This window comes from Pirellulales bacterium (assembly GCA_035656635.1).
Lineage (GTDB): Bacteria > Planctomycetota > Planctomycetia > Pirellulales > JADZDJ01 > DATJYL01.
Window position 1 is genome coordinate 1 of record DASRSD010000114.1, and the last position, 18,480, is coordinate 18,480.

21 protein-coding genes are annotated in these 18,480 nt (G+C 51.8%); 1 reads left to right on the forward strand and 20 read right to left on the reverse strand.

Annotation, left to right across the window (positions count from 1 at the left end):
* Nucleotides 1–48 precede the first annotated feature (48 nt).
* The gene (locus VFE46_10740) at nt 49–693 is read left to right on the forward strand and encodes a hypothetical protein (GenBank protein ID HZZ28467.1); all 645 of its coding nucleotides are present in this window, start codon (nt 49–51) and stop codon (nt 691–693) included.
* Here VFE46_10740 and VFE46_10745 read toward each other — a convergent pair.
* The 20 genes from VFE46_10745 to VFE46_10840 form a co-directional block, all read right to left on the reverse strand.
* Nucleotides 687–2,372, reverse strand: a complete 1,686-nt coding sequence (locus tag VFE46_10745; GenBank protein HZZ28468.1) for a hypothetical protein — start codon at nt 2,370–2,372, stop codon at nt 687–689. The two genes, VFE46_10740 and VFE46_10745, sit on opposite strands and share 7 nt — an antisense overlap.
* Before the next feature lie 33 nt (nt 2,373–2,405).
* The gene (locus tag VFE46_10750) at nt 2,406–3,092 is read right to left on the reverse strand and encodes a hypothetical protein (GenBank protein ID HZZ28469.1); all 687 of its coding nucleotides are present in this window, start codon (nt 3,090–3,092) and stop codon (nt 2,406–2,408) included.
* Between the two features lie 164 nt (nt 3,093–3,256).
* Nucleotides 3,257–3,421 carry a hypothetical protein gene (locus VFE46_10755; protein ID HZZ28470.1) on the reverse strand — a complete coding sequence of 55 codons (165 nt, stop codon included), beginning with the start codon at nt 3,419–3,421 and terminating at the stop codon, nt 3,257–3,259.
* A 2-nt stretch (nt 3,422–3,423) separates the two neighbouring features.
* Complete coding sequence (locus VFE46_10760; protein HZZ28471.1) at nt 3,424–4,239, reverse strand: hypothetical protein; 816 nt, start codon at nt 4,237–4,239, stop codon at nt 3,424–3,426.
* Between the two features lie 98 nt (nt 4,240–4,337).
* Nucleotides 4,338–4,844: a hypothetical protein gene (locus tag VFE46_10765; protein HZZ28472.1), complete on the reverse strand. Its 507-nt coding sequence runs from the start codon at nt 4,842–4,844 to the stop codon at nt 4,338–4,340.
* Complete coding sequence (locus VFE46_10770) at nt 4,829–5,305, reverse strand: hypothetical protein (protein HZZ28473.1); 477 nt, start codon at nt 5,303–5,305, stop codon at nt 4,829–4,831. Before VFE46_10770 ends, VFE46_10765 begins: the two co-directional genes overlap by 16 nt.
* Nucleotides 5,302–5,673, reverse strand: a complete 372-nt coding sequence (locus tag VFE46_10775; GenBank protein HZZ28474.1) for a hypothetical protein — start codon at nt 5,671–5,673, stop codon at nt 5,302–5,304. The genes VFE46_10770 and VFE46_10775 overlap by 4 nt, the downstream gene beginning before the upstream one ends.
* Nucleotides 5,674–5,690: 17 nt before the next feature.
* Complete coding sequence (locus VFE46_10780) at nt 5,691–6,107, reverse strand: hypothetical protein (GenBank protein ID HZZ28475.1); 417 nt, start codon at nt 6,105–6,107, stop codon at nt 5,691–5,693.
* A gap of 11 nt (nt 6,108–6,118) precedes the next feature.
* Nucleotides 6,119–7,045 (reverse strand): hypothetical protein, encoded by a 927-nt coding sequence (locus VFE46_10785; GenBank protein HZZ28476.1) that lies wholly within the window; start codon nt 7,043–7,045, stop codon nt 6,119–6,121.
* A gap of 88 nt (nt 7,046–7,133) precedes the next feature.
* Nucleotides 7,134–8,207, reverse strand: a complete 1,074-nt coding sequence (locus VFE46_10790) for a hypothetical protein (GenBank protein HZZ28477.1) — start codon at nt 8,205–8,207, stop codon at nt 7,134–7,136.
* On the reverse strand, nt 8,191–9,594 hold the full coding sequence (locus VFE46_10795) for a phage portal protein (GenBank protein ID HZZ28478.1): 1,404 nt from the start codon (nt 9,592–9,594) through the stop codon (nt 8,191–8,193). Before VFE46_10795 ends, VFE46_10790 begins: the two co-directional genes overlap by 17 nt.
* 495 nt (nt 9,595–10,089) lie before the next feature.
* Nucleotides 10,090–12,177: a terminase gpA endonuclease subunit gene (locus VFE46_10800; GenBank protein HZZ28479.1), complete on the reverse strand. Its 2,088-nt coding sequence runs from the start codon at nt 12,175–12,177 to the stop codon at nt 10,090–10,092.
* A 210-nt stretch (nt 12,178–12,387) separates the two neighbouring features.
* The gene (locus VFE46_10805; protein ID HZZ28480.1) at nt 12,388–13,077 is read right to left on the reverse strand and encodes a hypothetical protein; all 690 of its coding nucleotides are present in this window, start codon (nt 13,075–13,077) and stop codon (nt 12,388–12,390) included.
* A 6-nt stretch (nt 13,078–13,083) separates the two neighbouring features.
* Nucleotides 13,084–15,153: a hypothetical protein gene (locus VFE46_10810; protein ID HZZ28481.1), complete on the reverse strand. Its 2,070-nt coding sequence runs from the start codon at nt 15,151–15,153 to the stop codon at nt 13,084–13,086.
* 528 nt (nt 15,154–15,681) lie between these two features.
* Entirely contained in the window at nt 15,682–16,068 is a 387-nt protein-coding gene (locus tag VFE46_10815) for a hypothetical protein (protein HZZ28482.1), read from the reverse strand.
* Between the two features lie 10 nt (nt 16,069–16,078).
* On the reverse strand, nt 16,079–16,372 hold the full coding sequence (locus tag VFE46_10820; GenBank protein ID HZZ28483.1) for a hypothetical protein: 294 nt from the start codon (nt 16,370–16,372) through the stop codon (nt 16,079–16,081).
* Between the two features lie 8 nt (nt 16,373–16,380).
* Nucleotides 16,381–16,605, reverse strand: coding sequence for a hypothetical protein (locus tag VFE46_10825; GenBank protein HZZ28484.1), 225 nt, complete (start codon nt 16,603–16,605; stop codon nt 16,381–16,383).
* The gene (locus tag VFE46_10830; GenBank protein ID HZZ28485.1) at nt 16,595–17,077 is read right to left on the reverse strand and encodes a hypothetical protein; all 483 of its coding nucleotides are present in this window, start codon (nt 17,075–17,077) and stop codon (nt 16,595–16,597) included. The genes VFE46_10825 and VFE46_10830 overlap by 11 nt, the downstream gene beginning before the upstream one ends.
* A 75-nt stretch (nt 17,078–17,152) precedes the next feature.
* Nucleotides 17,153–17,632, reverse strand: coding sequence for a hypothetical protein (locus tag VFE46_10835; GenBank protein ID HZZ28486.1), 480 nt, complete (start codon nt 17,630–17,632; stop codon nt 17,153–17,155).
* A 259-nt stretch (nt 17,633–17,891) separates the two neighbouring features.
* Nucleotides 17,892–18,480, reverse strand: a 589-nt coding sequence (locus VFE46_10840; GenBank protein ID HZZ28487.1) for a hypothetical protein, incomplete at its 5' end; no start/stop codon positions are given.

Sequence of the window (18,480 nt, forward strand, 5' to 3'; positions counted from 1 at the left end):
TTGCAAAGCGGCTGATCTTATTATTGAAGAATCGAAACGCAGCGGGAAATGAGGTATGTAGTGCTAAACAAAAACCATAGTCGCCCCGGTGCTGATCGGCTTACAATTCTTTTTTATTTTATGTTGTTAGCAATAAGTGCTGGATGTTCCAGCCCGGACTCTCAATCAAATGATGATCTCGATTTGCGAATAAAAATCACTGACAAACTTAATGGGGTGATACTTCAAAATCCCTTCGGACTTTTTACGGTTGAAGACGGTCGCATCTACTGTGATGCGGTCCCTGCGTATAATCGCGTCCTGACGCATGAAGAAATCCAATATGCGTGGAGCGGGAAAGGAGGACCATATCTAAAACGTGATATTCTAAAAGCAATTCAGGAACTCAACCCGATTCCACAATCTAAAGACCTTCTGCCTAACCTCACAGCCGCAAAACTTCTTGATGCGCTTGCCGGAGATAAACTCGAATTCCATGATATTGTCAATCAATTAGAGGTAGCAGAATCGATCTCTAAAATCGTAGGTGGCAAACGCATCCCCAAAACACGACTACAAGATTTGATATTAATGAGTAATGGATCTTCTGCATCCGATTTGCAATCAAGATGGACATTGGCGGGTGAGTGGTGGCCAAAATTTCTTATGTGGGAAAAGACTAATCGAGAAGTTGTAGCCAATGCGTTTCACTGATGAGCGCCAAGTTGCGTGGGCGCGGGTTGACGCATTTCCAAAACGAGATCGTCGATTGAGCGAATCAAATCTTCAAGTCTTTTAAAATGTTCTTGTGTTTCTTGAGGCGTGCTGTACCCCCAACCGACTCCGCCGCCATCGACCATCTTCCGTTCATTCCCCAGTTGATTGCGTACTTCATCCGATGTAATCCAAGGCCCTGCCTTATTCCCACGTTGCCACATCGAATACCAAACGCCAGACGTATTTTCTTCCTCCAAGTATTCTTCGTATTTATCACGAAGACTGCCCTGAACACCCGATCCTTTATCGTCGACAAGGCGGTTTTCTTTTTCTTTCTTAGTTTGTCGGTCTGACGTAGCGATTGCTTGACCGGGCAATGCGCCAAAACCAGAAACGTAACTGTTTGCCATGCCGGCCAATTCACTTGCACTCGGCACCTGCGATGTCTTCGCCCATTCTTGCGCCCCAGCACTGCCTTGCGTGAGAATTTGCTCCGCTGCGCCTGCAGTCCGCGGGTCGCCTGGGAATATCTTCTCGGCATAAGCATGGGCCATTACAGGCCCTTGCTTTTGGATCATCGCAATGGCTTGAGAGATTGACATTCCGGGAAAATTATCCCGGAGAAATTGCGTCATTCTAGGTGCGGCGTTCCGCACCACCCTACCGCTCGTATCACCGCTTACGTCGCGCAGCGTTTCAACCATCCCGGTTGCTTCACCTAATGTTGCTCCGCCCTCCCGCTCGGCCTTCACAGCTTCCGTCAATTGGTCATTGATTTCATTTAGAGGCAAATCGGTATTGCCTTGAAGCTGAAGCATATAGCCAAGATTGGTCTTGGGGTCTTGCGAGCCTGTCGCATATTTGCCGACACGCATCGTGCCGTAGGCAATATTGACGGCCTGATTGGCGTCGTTCGGAGAAATGTGTGCGGCCAGATCAAGGGCATTTTGACCGGTCTCCTGATTGCTGCCGTACATGGAAGCAAACGCCGAACTCGAGGCTACCGCCTGCGTCAGTTTTGACAAAGGAATATTATTGTCGCCAGAAATCTTGCCAAGCTGCGGAATGATTGCAGCAGCATGCCCCGGCATTGCGATTGCTAAATTACGTTGAGCATCGGCCAATTGTACCTGGGCAGTGAGGGCGTCTTTCTCTAGCTCTTTTTTGTGTTCCAGCTCCTTGTTGACGGCCTGCAAAGCAAAATCGACGGAGAGATAGCCCAGCGCCATCTGCTCGATTTGTTTAAGGATATCTACGCCCGGACCCTTGATTGGTTCCGCATTGACCTTTTCTTGGGCCAATCGCAACTCGGACAGAGCATCAAACTGTTTATTGATTTCGCTTGTGGACTCTCGAAGTTTGTCGGCTTCGCTATGAATGCCTCGAATGCGTTCATCTTGCGACAGCTTACCCATCGCGTAAGCGGCATTGATCTTTTCAATGCTCTGGCGATACTCCTCCATTGGAGTACGAATTTCTTGCTTGACGGTTCGCGCATACTGCGTGATGTCAGTAATGCCTTTTTTGAACTCCGCGTTCCCCTCGCGGGAAACGGCATTCAGTTCGGCAATCTGCTTTTTGAGGGCGTCAATCTCACGACCATGATCGCGAATGTACTTATTCGCTTCTTGACCGCCCTCGAAAACGACTGCCTGCTTAAGTGTTGACTTGGCCATAATATAGGTCGCGGCGCGTTGGCCGGTAATCCTTTAAGAGACCAGCTCGCCAACAGGCATATTCAGAATTTTTTTTTGCGCGGCCGGCGCATCGACGGACATTGCCAGCACCATTTGCCAATTGGTCGAATCGACCAACTTCAGAAAGCGATGTTCCAGTTTGGAATAATGGTAATTAAGACTGAGAGCCTTAATCGCCAGCTCGATGCCGCGTTTACGAGCCATCTTTTCCTTACCAAAAAACCAATCGGCGACTTCGGCGGTATCATCCCAATAATGGCGATACTGTTGCTTAATGGTCTCCACATAGTCATCGGACCAATAGCAGTCACACGGCAAGTCGCTGCTGCCATCGGGGCGGCGAATGACGGGAATCTCGTACAAGTTGCCGTCGCTCAGTGGGGTCGGATAGCCGCCATAGCCACGTTGACGCTTTAACGATCCAGGGTTATCGGTAGACAGCCAAAGATCATCGTTGACTTGATGCCAGGTCTGTTCAGCGTAATACCCAAACTTGTCGGGCGCGGGGCCAGTGCAAATAATGCAGCCGCTTTTTCCACCGGGGCCGACACCCGTTACATCGCGAACGCCAGCATCGACCGATGGACCGAGTACACCAGCGAACGTTTCACCCAAACCACGCTGAGTGAGAATCGAATGAACAAATTGCCCATTGGGCGCAATCTGCGCCTGAAAGATTTCCGGCAAGAAATAGAGCATTACTAAAAGGTCTCCCCACGAACGAAGTTTTCGTTTCGATCCCAGTCCGATACAAACGTGTTATTTTCGTTGAAAGTGATTGCACGTCTCAATTTGCCTTGCCGATCGTAAATGAATAGATGGATACATTCATTGATCTTGATTACAAAACGTTTCACTCGGCGTCACTTAACTGCTTTCAACAACTCCGCCGCAACAGCGTGTGTGATTCCCAGTTCTTTGACCATGGCGTGAACGGGATCATGTGGTGATGCAGCTTGCGAATCAACGATCTTCTGTGCCATTTCTTCCGCCACACCCATTTCTTCCGCCAATTGTTTTACATCCATGCCTAACTCGTAATTGCTACGCCGGTAGCAACCGTCAGTGGCAACGTCGTTCCGTTAGAACTGATCGGGTTTAACCGGCAAGAAGTCTGAGATTGATCGTTACCGCCGCCGCTCACATCGTCCACATAAGCCAAACCAGCTAACGCAGAGAACTTGATATGTGCCGAAGTGCCATTCGCGACACGCCCCGCCGCACTCATTGCCCGCAGATAAAAACTGGCCGAAGTAATCGAAACGCCATTCAGGCCAGCAAACGAGGTCCAGCTAAAATCCAACCCGCGGAATGTAACGACCGGTTTCAAATCACCAATGGCGATGAACGTCGGATACAGTTCGCCGTCGCTGATTGTCTGGATCACTTGCTGGCCGAAATCGATCGTCCAATCCGTGATGCCAAATACTTGGGAACCGTTGATGAACACCGGGCCGAGCGTGAATTGTTCCGTGCTGGACGGTGTCCCCGATACAGCAACGCCAGACGAGCTGGCAATCGGAGCATTCGTCCCATCATAGGGGATATAGACGCAACAGTCGGCGCTTGCCAAACCGCCCTGGCGAGCCGAAACACGATGAATCATTACACCGGCAATCGACGCCTGCAGCCGTTGGCCGGTGGTTGCCCCAAGAGCGTCTCGAGTGCCGAACGGAGTAACTTTCCGATAATAAAGATTGGTTGCATTGGCAGACCAATCACCGATCGTCATTCCGGCCGCACCGAGTACCGTCACCAACTGCGTAGTCTCAAATCGCTTCTCAGGCATTTGCCGCATATTCCCCACGAACGTGGCGAACGGCACGCCAGAGCCGGCGGCTAGCATGGTCTCCAATTTCGGAGACGGGCGAGCGTTTGTAATCTGCGAGATAAAGGTTGTGTTGTTTCCAATTCCATGCAACACATATTCATTAGCGACTGCCATTATATTTTCTGCCAACCATTCCCTTGCAAGTGCCGATCTAAAGCTTGCTGAAAAACTTGGGAAAAGTGTTCGGCTAACTCTTCCATTTCCTCATCCGTAACGGCCGTTACTTCCGGTTCAGGGTCGGGACTTGACGGCCATCGCATATCCGCGAAGTAAGGCGGAATGGGCATATCCATTTCCGCTCCGCTGGGGTGGGCAACGATGGATGCCGGTCCATGCAAAATTTCTTCCGATTCACCGGAAAAAACTAAATCGACTTCGCCGCCATACTTCGCTTTACCGCGGCGACCCTCATATTGCTTGCGACGAATGTATTTTTCTGAACGCGGCTGATAGCCATATTTGTCTCTGGCGTTCCTTGTGAAATGTTCGGGCAGATATTTTATTTTCCAGTATGCAAGTTCCGCGATCTCCGCCTCCTCCATACAGTCGTTCCAGACGGCTTCTGAAACTTCGTTCTGGACGTAAGTCTCGTAACGGAGACCGATCAATGCGGATTCCATTCCACGCGATAGGCAGCGAAGCAGTACGGCTGCAAAGCCGTGTCCGCCATCGTTGAAGTCGTAGTCGGATTCGAGATAACTGGCTGAGCGATTTCTGTGATTGCTACGATGGAAAGATAGTCATTTTGACCAGAGATTGAGGCAAGATCGTAAATCAAGGAGTCGACGTAATGCAGAAACTTTTTAATCGCAACTGATGGATCGGTATCACGGACCGAATCATAAAACCAAAGCTTGAAACCACCTTGCGGAAGTAAATAGTTTTGGTCGCCGCCCGCGTCGCGCATCCATCGCAGGCCATCGAGCCCGATAACAACTCGCGGATATAAAATTGAGGCTGGATCGGCAACGTAGGGGCTAAAAATTCTGTCTTCGCTGTTGGCCGGTGCGCAGGCGACACGAAACGTTTTGCTCGCGGCAATCATCCCCGATAAATTGTCTAATGCTTCTGCGCGGCTCATCGTCTAGCAAACTGTCCCGTCAAAAGGCTTAGCTGCCGGACGAACACCAGCGACCAAGAATCGTCTGTAACGCGATTGATTTCCCCGGTGAATGTGTAGAAGTTAGTACTATCTTTATTGACGGTTTCTGTGAGTTGCGGATTGTCAATTACCAGTGCGCCGGGACAAGAGTTGCTTACGCGACGCTGGACCGTCAATGTCAACTGCTCTGCATTGACAAGACGATCATCAGCGTCGCGATAAGCACCACGTTCCTCTTCGACAACGGTTCCGGATCGAGTTTCACCGCCGATCATCGTGTAGGTGAACGTCGCACCAAACGATGCCTGCTCAAGCGGCGTAATCTGCGATTCAAACAAGTCGTCCAAGAGGCTCAAGCTAACTCCTAAAACAGCATTTCAAGCGTTGCACTAACCGCGGAGCTGTTAGTGATGCCCGAGCCGCTAACGATGCGAACACCGATATAGCGACTGCAATCCACTTCGGTTCGGAACCGGAAGGTTCCGCCCGCAGCGCCAGCGCCGCCAGCTCCGGTCTGTACCGCTACCGACGGATATTTCACCGTCGGAGACGACATATCCGAATTCACTGATTCGATAACCGAATAAGTGATCGTGTCGCCGTCCGGGGCCATCGTGGTTGTTACTGCGGGATAGGTCAGCAAAAACTCGCTCCGGGCCACAAGTGCGCCATGCGTACCGTCTGCGGTGTCGACTCCGCCACCGTTAACAGTCGTACTCGCGGCACTGGGCAGCGCCAAAGTTCCTTTGAGCTGAGCATCCCGTAAATTCAAACTACTCATATTTCTCTCCTTTACAGGGCCAAAGTTTCAGTGCTGGTAATGCCGTCCGTCACGATGATGGGAATTCCCAGCGAATCGGTCGGGATGGGGGCCGGCGCACCGGTCGGATTTGTCGCAGTGCGCGAGTTGCGCAACTGATCCAAACTTCGACGGTTCATCAACCACATATCAGGGCGATAGCCCACGGCAAACTTCGAGTACAAATCAGATAGCAAGCTATCCGTCAGACCCTTGCCACTGTCCGTAGTCAATTTCTTGATACGTCCAATGCCTTTGATGTTGCCCACTTGCAGGCCAGGATAAGCCAGCAATTCTTGACGATAGGCAGAGTAGGGATTGCTGTTGGAATCCGTCACGCGCACGACGCTAAGGTCAGTAACGGTTAAATCACCGTTCTGACCGTAGACCCATTGCACGTCTTTCGGACCCCATTTCACGCCCCATACACTGGAGGCGACGTTGTCGGTTGTCCCGGCAGCATCGACCACCATATTCGTGGAGTCATAAGCAGCCAACAGACCGGGGAAACCTTTAGTATCCCCGCCCGTGCCAGTGCCGTAATAAAACTGGGAACTGAGCTGAATGAAAGCGCCACGCATAATGCCTTCGGCTTCCAAAGCAATCCATGCTTGGGCTCCGTCTTCATACGCATCGGCAACCGACTTGTCAGCTTCCCATTGCGGATTGAGCCGGTAGCACTCAACCACGCGGTTTTCATAAGTCGACTTCACCAAAGCCGTACCTTCATTCGCATTGCGGAAGGCAGCGGTGGGAAGATTCGTTCGGACGAGGGTCTTATAGCCCAAGCCCTTAATAGTTCGAGCGGACCCCATTTGCACTTCCGGAGCAAATGTAAGCACCTCTTCGATCAGCCCGACCGCCGCATCAGAGCCATTGGCCTTAGCGATGTCGAGCAGTGTAGTAACAGTAACTGCCATACTCTCTTTCGAGATTCACGGCGGTTATCCACGCGACTAGCGGCGAACTATTTCTAGTTCGCCTTGCCGAGTGGACAACCGTTGGGAATCAGTTGGGAATCTTAATTGTGGCGGCGAACTTCGCGAGACCACCAAGGTTTCGCGCAGCGGTCTCATTCAATTCGGATTTGACCGGCTCCGCCTCGGCCGAGAAACTAACCGGGGTGTCACCTCTCGTGGAAGTAACTTGTATAGTTAATTCTTGGACCTTTGCTGATAGTTGGCCGCATTCGGTTCGCAGTTCTCCGATACACAGGGTTTGTGCCTCTTCAAACGTCTTGCCTAATGCAAACCAGACTCCGCCTTTGTCACCGAAGGCCGCGACGAACTCGGGGCCTGTTTTCTTTGTTTCGACAGAAGTGGCCGCGGCGTCAGGCACTTCCTCAACCTTGGATTCAACGGTCTTGGCGACCTCATCCGTTTTGGCTTCGACGGTCTTGGCGACCTCAGCTTGTTTCATTTCAGGCTCTTTTGGAGCCTCCGTTTTAGCTTCGGCCGAAGCCTCTGCAGATTTGGCTTCGCTAGAAGCTTCCATATTCGTTCCCTTCATTTCCTCTGTTAAAATCGTGGCGACAACTTCGTCGCCCTCCTTGAAACCCATTGCCGTTTCAGCGCCACCGTCACGACCATAGGGACAAATTGCAATTCCGCGCAGCCGGCATGTACGAATGATTGTTACCGGTCCTGGATAATCGCGACCATTGGCCTTTGCCGTGCCACCTTCGCCAACCTGCTCGAGAACCGGTTCATCGAAAAAGACACTGGCCCCATAAGGGACGCCGACACCATATTTGTAAATTACTTCGGTTGCTTTATCGGTTGGGTCGGAACTGTACGGCACGAGTGCGCCGGCGGCGACAAAGTCTCCGCCCTGAATCTCAAACTTGTTCGCGTAACCGATGACTTGCTCATCGTCGTGGCAATAATCGAGCGGGATGCGCGGCTTCGAGGGTGTGATTCCACTTAGATCGTGAACCACGGGGCCAAAATAACTGTCAACCGGTTCAGCGGTCCGTGCCAACAATGTGACGGGAGCTGTCTTCGCGTTCTCGCCATTCGACCCTAAACTGACATCGGCCGAAAAACGGCAAGCCTTTGCCGGTACTTTACGCTGCAACTGCATTTTCTGTTTCCGTAACCTGCGTCGGGGTATTCACCGACAAACCCAAACTCTTCAACAATATTTGTTCCGACGCGAGCGTTGCGGCAATCGCGTAGAAATCCTTCCCTTGCTCTTTCAAAATATCTGTTCGCGTATCGAGTCCCGCAGCGACGGCCAAAATATTCGCCTGCACTTCTTTCATGGGATCGATCCAACTAACGCCGGTCGGAACCCACTCCCAAGACAAGTCGCGAATGTCCGCTTTCAATAAACCGTCTTGAATCCAGAGCGAAATGCGCCACGCCGTTAAGCTATCGAGCAATGCTTGTAAGTCGACGCGTTTGATTTTTGCCGCCAGCTCGTATTGCAATAGTGCCTGGCGGCAACCGCTATAGTTAGTAAAGTTTTCGGCGTAGAAAGAATAAGGGATGTCAAGCGCTTTCAGCGCCACCCCGATCATCGTTTCGCTGAACTCTTTGAATTCGGTGGACGGTGTTTTTGTCTCTAGGAATTCGGCCCGGTCGCCGGGGTCAAGATCCATGAAGATCGGGCCACGGCCGAAGTCGACGTTATATCGATCTTCACTGTCACTAGCCCCATCTAAAATGGTTTCATGCGAACCCATCTCCGCCGACTTCTCTCGGAAGACGGAGAGGGCAAACAACTGACTGACCTTCATCTTGGCCAGTGCGTAATCGAATGCTTCGTAAGTATCCCGCAGCGTGTTAATTGCTGCAGCAAACGGACTCACCCCTCTTACTTGGTCAAACCGATCGAAATATCCGAATTGGTAAACGTTTTTTGCATCGAGTAGTCGCTCAAAAATAAACTGTGTCGGAAAACCACCGGCGTCGCTTACTTTGCCACGTTTACAGAGCGAGTATTGGACGGGCTTGCCGAATGGATCGGTACGAATACCGTGAATAAAATCTGCGATCGTATAACCGGTCTCCGGTGGAATACCGGCGTCCGGCGTCCGGATTCGATCACCCTCAATTGCTTGGACTCGACCGTCTTTCAGCTTCAGCAGAAAAACGTCACCATCTACGGTGCGGCGCATTACTGACAGTCGGATAAACTTTTGGAGTCCGAAGCGGCTGGTTACGTCGAAATTAAATGGTTTTGACCACCAAGTAACGAGCTTTTGCAGTTGGGCATCAAGTTTGTCGTTCCCGCTGCGGGCTTGGAAATTGAAAGTGCTGACGAAATCTAAGTGTTTGCGAATGAGCCAGGCGGCAATCGAAAAGTTGCGATGGATGTCGCGACTAGCCGACAGCAATTTCTTGCGAAACAGATTCGGTAACTCCGCATCCTCGCTGCGCAGGATACCGGTCGGAGCTTCGCGCCGATTCTTTTCCTTGACCGCGTCGTAGCCGCTGCCACCGAAACCAAACTTAAACCAGCTCATTAAAACCCGCTAAGATTGATTTCGCTGACTACTGGCCGAGTACCGCTTTCAGTATTCACGAGCCCTTGCCAGTAGCTATATTGCTTCAACAGGTCCGCATATCGGACCATCCGACCTTCATGCCGCCATTCCTCTACCCCAACATTCTGTTGGAGTAGGGTCTGAACTGCGGCGAGTTGATCCGATGCGAAGCTCATCTATTAAGTAACGTGGGAAAAATCGGCAAAAATGCCAATAAGCCAAAAGAAAGTAACCAATTCCTGGTTACTTTTTGGAATAAACCTTTTCGCGGTCGATGCGAGCCTGTCCACAGTCCAGGCAAGCACAGTTGCGACGCCAAATTCCCTCGAACTCCAGGCCTTTGCCCGAGTAATCCTCGTACCGACTGTTCGTGTATTGACAGCGGTTGGAGCTTCCGCATTTTTGACAACGGCTCGGCTCCGCTGTGGCGGAGCCGATAACGTTTTTCGATCCTTTTCTACTCATAGCTTCCTTTTATAGGTATGCAATCCTTTTCCTCTTTGGAGGCCGGACGACTCGTGCCGGCAACGGTTTCCTGAAAATCCGAATTCCTTCCATACTGGCTGCTACGTCCGAATAGTAACTCGCATCCAGCCAGTGAGTGTTTTCGCTCTTGGCGACGAATCGCCGTCCCTTGATATCTTCGACCTCGATCTCATTGCAGATATGTTTGGCGAATGAAAAATGGGCTTTCTCATCAGTTGACATCCGCTCGGCCTCACTGGACTGGCCGAACAACATCATGCAACCCGGCTTACCGGGCGATGTCATCCACCGATCATGCTCCCATGCTTTCCAGCGGTCTGCATCGGCACAGACGAGCCAAAGCTTGCCCCGCCTACTGAGAAACCAGCCGTCGCCAGGCTGGCGGTCAACTGTCTTTTTTTGAACTTCCGAGAAATTGGCCTGCGTACAACCCGCACTTTTGCCGAATCCCATCACGGGCCAAACGCCCAGACCAGCCGTTTCACATGCCGAATACACCGCATCCGTGCGCCAACCGGCGTCTATCAAGGTGCGATCAATGATTCGAGGACTTTCTGCCCCCTCTTCAAAATACAGTCCCTTACTCTCTTCGACATATTCGAGAATTGAGCGGCGCAACGCAGCGTCCAAACCCTCGTCCGTACCAAACTTCGTTCCTTTGACTTCGTGAACGCCATAGTCGATGGTGAATCCGCTGCCGTCCACTCGCCAGGCGCGAACCACCCAATGCAATGCGACCTTCCGACAGTCAATCCCTCGAGTCAGCTTGACGCAACCAGCGGGGATCTTCTTACGTTCCAAACCGCTTAATTGCCGCTGAATGCGGTTCGCGGTTATCCCCGACTCAATCGGGCCGGTTTCTTCCGGCGGATTGTTATCATACTCCGTGGAAACGGCATCCTGGCCGATTTTGGCCACTTCGTTGTAATACCGCTGCAACGCTGAAACTTCCGTCTGGCTACCATCCGGCAGAATTGTCGCGTTGAAACGATGCGGATTGGCGACCTCCGCGCCCGCCTCCATTTCGGCCTTATTCTCTAGGTAAAAGCTATGGGAACTACGGCAATGCTGATCTTTGGAAGTCCCGGCGGCATACGACTCCAGCTCCGCAGCTCGCATGGCCACATAGTCAGCCCATAGCTCTGACCGGGCTGGCTGCTTGACCAGAAAACGAAATCGTTTCCCCTTCCACGTCGGTTTTATCGAGGGATCGGTAAAACGCGCTGACGTACACTTCCGGTTGGGGAGCGTGGTCAACATGATGCGACCGATACCGGCTTGCTGGTTTCCCAGTCCGCCGATCGATCGATCGATCTTTTCTTCTAATTTCTTGGCTTGCTCTTCGCTACGAGCTGTTTCCTCGGTGTCCGGATCATCGATCAGAGCAATGCGTGGCCGCTTACCACGTTTTTTCAATCCGCGAATCGCAGAATCCAGCCCGCGAGTGGCGATGATCGCCCCGGTCGATGGCGAACCCGGAACTTTCGGAAAGATTATCTCTTGCCCGCACCAAGTAAACTTCGATGAGACGCTATCGAATGCCTCGCCATTGTCATGGCGATGGCCACTAACCCTCTGATAGTGGGCGCGATTGGGCGTGTTTTCCAAGGCGCGAACCGGAACGCAAACTTCCGGATAGTCCGCGAGTAAAAGAGGGTTTTCCTCAATTACCGTCTTGATTGTATCGAGCGAGTTATCGGCCAGTGCGCCAGTTGCCTGGAATAATACCGCATAGGGCAGCACGCCTTGCAAGGCGTATTTCAATAACAATCGCTCCGCGAGAGTCGTCTTTCCTTCGCCGCGGCTGGCCGCTATTGCCTGATCCAACACGTAAATGATGGCGCTCGCGATCGCATCAATGATCTCAGTCTGCTGCCAGGTGAAGGCGTACCAGAACGGATCGGGCGTTTCGGAATCTTTACCGAAGTAATACTGCAGCCAAGCCTTATCGTCGGCTTCTAATCCGGTTCGGCGGTCAAGATTGGCGCAGCGTGGAATGACGACAACATTGGCTTGGCGGCGCTTCTCAACCTTACGCGCCGCATCCCGTTCCCGTTCAATCCCTCGAACTGGCATTCATACTGTACATCCATATATGATGTACGTTTAGATAGTAACGAACGGGGCTATTTTGGCTCAAAGACGGCCCAGCTACCCCAATTTACCGGATTATGTTAAGATGGATGGACTATATGGGATGTACGGGCAAAAGCCTTGGCAGACCGCCGGCTGCCAAAGCGGCAGGAGTACCTTTGGGAATCTGTACAGGTACTGTACTTATGTATACTATTCGATGTTTGCATCGGATGGAATTGCCAACGGACCTCGAGCAAGCACAGAGTTCTCCGTCAAGTCACGCAATACATAACGAAACTTGCCGGCTGTGCCGGTATGAGTTGCACCTTCGTTCACGGTCACAACGTTGTTGCCCGCTCCGCTGATAGGACAGCTAGTGATCTCCCACAAGAACTGTGCTTGGCTTGTCTCAGCAACGAACGTGATGGAATGTCCAGAGAGATTCTTTGGAGAGCCCGTCGAATCAACAATGGCAAATTGATAGGGACCAAATGCCGCATACTGATATGCCGTGATGGGCGACTCACTCACTTGACCCGCACTCACAGTCACGCTAACAGGATTCACTGTCACGTTTGCCGTAACAGCTTGCCCGAACGATGTACCTGTCCAATAGTCGCTTCCCACTGCGAGCAATGTATCGGTCAAAGCGTTCGGTGAATCGCCGAGTTGCTTGAAATAATTCCAACGTGTGAAGCCGGCGGGTGCGGTGAATGGTGCGATGTAGTAGCCGGTTGACCCAACTTCCGTCATTGCAATTTTGAAATTGCTCGTCGTTGTCGTGAACGTGATAAACGTGGAGCCGCCAGGCTCCCAACCGTTTCCATTTATGTCCCATGCCACGACGTATAACGTTTGGCCGGTTGTTTGAAGATTGAATTGAAACGGTTCAGCACTCATGCTCACTCACTGTATTCGTTGTGCCGTAATATCGACTTCTTCAACTGTTGTCGTACCGTCAGGAACATCTTGACTGACGAAAACTGTAATGGTGTCGCCGGCTGTTAAAGCTGTAGTAGCTGGGCGAGTCGTGGTGACGTAATTCCCCCAATTAAAATTGAGGCCATTCGCTATAGCATCTACTGCGTAAGTGTCCTGAGTATTCGCAATATCCGACGGTGTACCGCTAGTCTTTCGCAATTTGTATGTCATGGTGTAATCGTCTGCAGTGCTATTGTCATTTATTCGCAAACGACAGTTGAGCAAATAGGTTCCAGTTGCGGGGCAGGTGAACACCGGATTCGTTGTGCCAAATGTGGCCGCAGCGGAAGTTCCGGTGACGATGTAGGCCGTCCCCGCTGAGCGTGCGAAAGTCACGCTGCCTATCACACGATCCACATAAGCTGTTGTGGCCGGTTTGGTGCTGTTATCGCCAAAAGTCTGAGTCGTGGCCGTCGATCCGTCGGCAATTGCGCCGCTGGTTAAATCGCCAATCGAAATTGCTTGTGTTCCGCCCAACGAAACACTGTGGCCGGCAATCGTCAGGCTGGAATTGAGCAGACCAGCGTTGGGCAAGCCGGTTGCATTCGTCAATGTTGCACTACCGGGCGTGCCCAACGCGCCACCCTGAACGACCACTGTGCCGCTGGCGGGGTAAGTTAATCCCAGTGCATTCGAGGCGAAGGTTGTACTTGGTGTCACGCCCCAAATTGGTTGTTTGCTCACCGTCCCGGAGGTTTTCCAAGCATTTCCCGCACCACTGCCACTTACACCGCTGGCAACAGTCAGAGTCCCGGAACTTTGAACGAAATCATTCTTCCCGGAGTTGCTGATAAACGAACCGGATAAAATGCTGCATACCCCGCCGCTTACTGTGATGGCATCAGTACTGGAATTTGCTGAAACATCCAGGCCGAATAGGTTCCAGAGATTTAACGCACCGCCCTTAACTTTGATCCCAACGCTGGTCGACGTTCCGGTGTAGTCACCAAAAATCAAATCTGCGGCACCGCCAAAAATGACGATGGAACCACCGGCGGAAGCATCACCCCCAAATCCGTTGGGGTCAACATGATTGACCCAATAACGCAAAGTTCCTGTGTGCCAACCAATGAATTGAGGGAAAGCCCCGCCCGAGGCATCGGCCGAATGCTTTTGCAGCGTTATATAGCAGAGTCCAGTCCCCGATGTACTCTGAATCGTTCCATATCCCTTTTCAGACTCGATGTAGATTTTGTTGTTGCCGCTCTGGTCATAAATATCGCCGCCGTCAATTAGCGAGGCCTGAATCCAGGCTGCCGCCGAAGTATCGAGGCCAGGGTTTGCAACGCCTATATTTCCTGTGATGTGCTTGTAATTCAGATAGGCGTTTCCAATCTGGCCGTCTGGCGTACTGGTTGGCGCGGCATCCACCTGGGAATCGAAGACACAATACGTTGATGGTCCACCTGCGCTATCGCCTTCCGCGTATAAATCGCCATTTTTCCACCAGATCGTATAGTCAGTACCACCATCGGATAGCACATTTCCATGCAGACGTACTCGACCGGCTTCCTGCAATAAAACTGAGCAGTTCGCATCCGAACTGCCGTGCATGGTAAATGAGTGGCCCTCTAAATAAATATCCGTGTTAGCATTTTGGATATGAATTAGATTGTTTGAGCCGAAATCTGTTGTTACAACTTGGGAAGTGAAATCGCCGTGGCCCGTTATTTTGCAAACGATCGCCTCACCACCATCGCCAAACAATTCCACTGTATCGGAAGTTACCGATACAGAAGCGCCAGCCGCAAAATCCCAAGCCACGCCATTTTTCAAAATACTCGCTGTGGCACTATAAGCACCGGGGCCAACAGAAATTTTCTGGCCGGCGATGGCTGCCGTTTTTGCAGCATCTAGTGATGTTTTAGACGAATCGCTTGTCCCATCGGTTTTATGAATAACGATTGTTCCCGGGGCAACGAAATCCGTTCCCGGTGTCGCCGCCGTCAACCCGCCCGCACCATCTGCCTTTTGGATCGCGCTGCCAGTGGTCAATGCTGGTAAATCCGCAGTGACCAGTGATCGCCACAGTGGTTCGCCGCCGACAGTGTCGGGTGGTCCGGCAAGGATAAAATTGGCATTGATCGCATTATTGCGATTCGCGCCCGTTCCGCCGTAGTCAATCGAAAGCGGAGCCGCTTTGCTGTCTGTCAAAGCGTCCAACGCATCGTTGACGATGGGAGCGGCGAGAATTGAGAGCCCCACAGTGCCAGCGTCCACACCGCTGAACACGCCGCTAGAATTGACTTGCACCTGGCCGGATGAACCGCCAGGCGTGCCGCCATGAGGGACTAATGATTCAGGCACTCTTGCACCGCATGCAAGTTTTGCATACGGACTCCGTCAATAAAATAAGCCGGAATCGAAGTCACGCCATACTGGCGTGCCGTCTCCGGCTGAGCATCCACGTCGATGAGATCGATGTCGAGATTTTTAGATTGAATGATTTGTTTGTCGGATTGACAAACCGGACACCACTTAGCGGTGAACGCCAGTACGTGGTGTCCGGTGTCGCAACCTGAACTAACTAGCAGTAGAAGTAGACTTAGACTTCGTCGCATCCGTCACCGCGGCTTGTACCACGGCCAAACCGGTTTGTGTGGCCAATTTCTTCGCCAGCACGTTCATAAACACACTGTCGAATTCTTTTTCCACTTCGCCCGGAGCCTTTTCCAGTAATTGGACAAACTCTTCAATTTGCTCAGCGGCCCCCACAAAATCACCGGTGCCATAGTCCAAAAGAATATTGGGCAATCGGGTCAAACCATAACCTCGAGCCCACTCGGCCAGACGAACCGCACCCTTGTGCCGATTCGTAATCTGCCGATACCACGTCACGATTTGCCGCGCCACAAAGTACGCAACCATGCAACCCAAAACCAAAACCACTGTCTTTTCCTGCAAAAACATACGCTCTCCTCTAGGACGACTTACGCGAGTGTTTATTTGCCTCGCGATGCAAACCTAACGCAGCCGCCACCACTAAGCACACAATGCCAGTGGCCTTGTCCGGTCCGCTTTCCACGGGCGGCGCAACCGGACTGCCAGGAGTCACAACCGGAGTCACAACGTCCTGATAATCCTTCCGCGGGCAACTGCTGTCGCAATTCGTGATGGGGCGAGCTTCACGCTCGTCCACCGTGGCCCGAGAAGTTTCAGCCCGAGCGGTGAAGCAACAGGCCAAAATCAAACCGACTAATCCAAAACGAAACATTTCAAACCTCACTTTGCTGCAAAGTAGGCAATCAGCGCTTTGCCGATCAGGCCCAGCACGCTGGCTACCAATACGCGAAATCCCCATCGACGGCGCATTTCGGACTGTTCCAATCGGTCCACCTTGACGATGAGGCCGGCGGTCTCTGGCGGATCGCCAAACAAGACCCGGTCTAGCTTTTCAATCAACGCTTTCAAATCCGTGCGCAGTTCCGAAACGTCGTTAGTTTTCAAGGTAAAATGCCCAGCCCGTCCAATAAGTTTTGAAATCGTTCAGCGGCATTTGCCAATCGCGTTTGACGTGATTGCAATCGATGAGCCGTACGAAGCTGGACGTGATGTCGCTCACGATCAGGGCATGCGTGCAAAGGCCGGCATAGACTTCGACTTGAACGAGGTGTCCGGCTGCATTAGCCTCTCGAATGAACTCGAGGGTGTGGCCGTCAACATGGTTGATGGCTGCGGCGTCCATTTCCGCGTTAAGGTGCGAAGCATTTTCTCCGCCGCTATGCGTGGTCCACCATTGATTGGCTTCGTCGGGTTCACCGAGAAATCGTAACTGGGTTACAATTTCTGCGTGGGCGCAAGAGCCGGTGCGATCATTTTCTTGTCGCAGTGAAACCGGGACATCGATCTGCGCCGCACTTATTGCACTTATCGCACTTGCCGTACTGGCCAGTGCCAACCAAAAAACTATTCGCTGCAACGCCATTCCCCTAACAAATAACCGCCGATGCCAACCAACAAATACGAAATGGGAACATGCAGGGAATTGAATTGGTCAATGAGATATTGGAATGCCATTTGTTTCCCATGCGACTAAGGGCGAAAACATTTGTTCCGCTCGAGCCAGTTCCGCTGGCGATATTCGACCGCACCAATTACGTTCGGGCCAGCCGACCAACAGCAAACGGAGTTCACTGCAAAACTCGGCGTGCGGCGTAAAGTTCCACAGATATTTCAAAATCCCTGTGCCGCAAACCAGACAGCCGATTTCGTCATAAGGCTTGCCGATTTGCTCCAGCACTCTTTGCGTAAGGGCCGAACTATCGACCGCATGCCATTGGCTGAGCCGGCTGATCCAGACCCGTCCCTGATAACTTGCGATCCGTTCGACTAACGGATGCGACTGCACTCCCTTGATACATTTTTTCGTTACCGAACACGGCTCTGTGTTCAGCGTCGTACTCTCGGCAATCTCGAGGTTGCCGTCACGTTCATAAACCGTTCCGACGTGGCTGATCCACTGGCCGGTAAGCAACTGGCCAAGGGAACAGGTCCGTACCGCGATTCCCCGCGATATTGGACTTTCACCCGCGAAAAAGACTCCGTCCCCCGGTCTGCAATCCATTAACTTCCGGGCTAGGAGGCCCGACTAAATCCGTTGTCCCGACCTACCACTAGCCCGAAAGCCAACCGCCCACCGCGAGCATGGGCGGTTGGCGCTTGCGTCGCGGACAAGAGCGTGAAGCGACGCCTCTAATAAGTAACGTGGGAAAAAAATCGAAAAATGCCAAATATCAGCAAAAATTTTTCGAGAATTTTCTTTTCGCGATGGCGATGATCTTTGCAATCCGTTGCTGTGCCGTCTGACGAGTCATCGAAAGGCGAGCGCCAATTTCAATAAAACTTAAACCGAGATAGAATCGCCAAAAAAGTAAGAGACAATCCTCTTCCGAAAAAAATTTGAGAATATGTTGAACAAGTTCTGATCTGGCCACACTTTCACTGAGTTCAATTTCCGTGCGAATAATAGAGTCGTAAGGCGTAAATGAATCGGCCCTCAAGAGAGGATTTCTGGATTCACGCGAATGCCAAAATCTTGATTTTCCCTCCCGCGCATCCGCGTAAAGCTTCCAGCGGAAAGAGGATAGCTGTTCCCGGCGTTCTTTTCTAAATAGCCGGAACCAAGTCTTCTGGGCAAAATCCTCTGCGTCATGCTCAGAACAGCAGAGGCGTTTTTGAAAGAAAGAAATTAACTTGTGATTCCACCGAGAATAGAGGGTGGAAAACGCTGTTGTGTCTCCAGCAATATGTCTAGCCCAGAGAGACTCATCGGTCTCTATCTCATTGCTGTTAAAATGCGGGGGGGGGGGGGGGGGGGGGGGG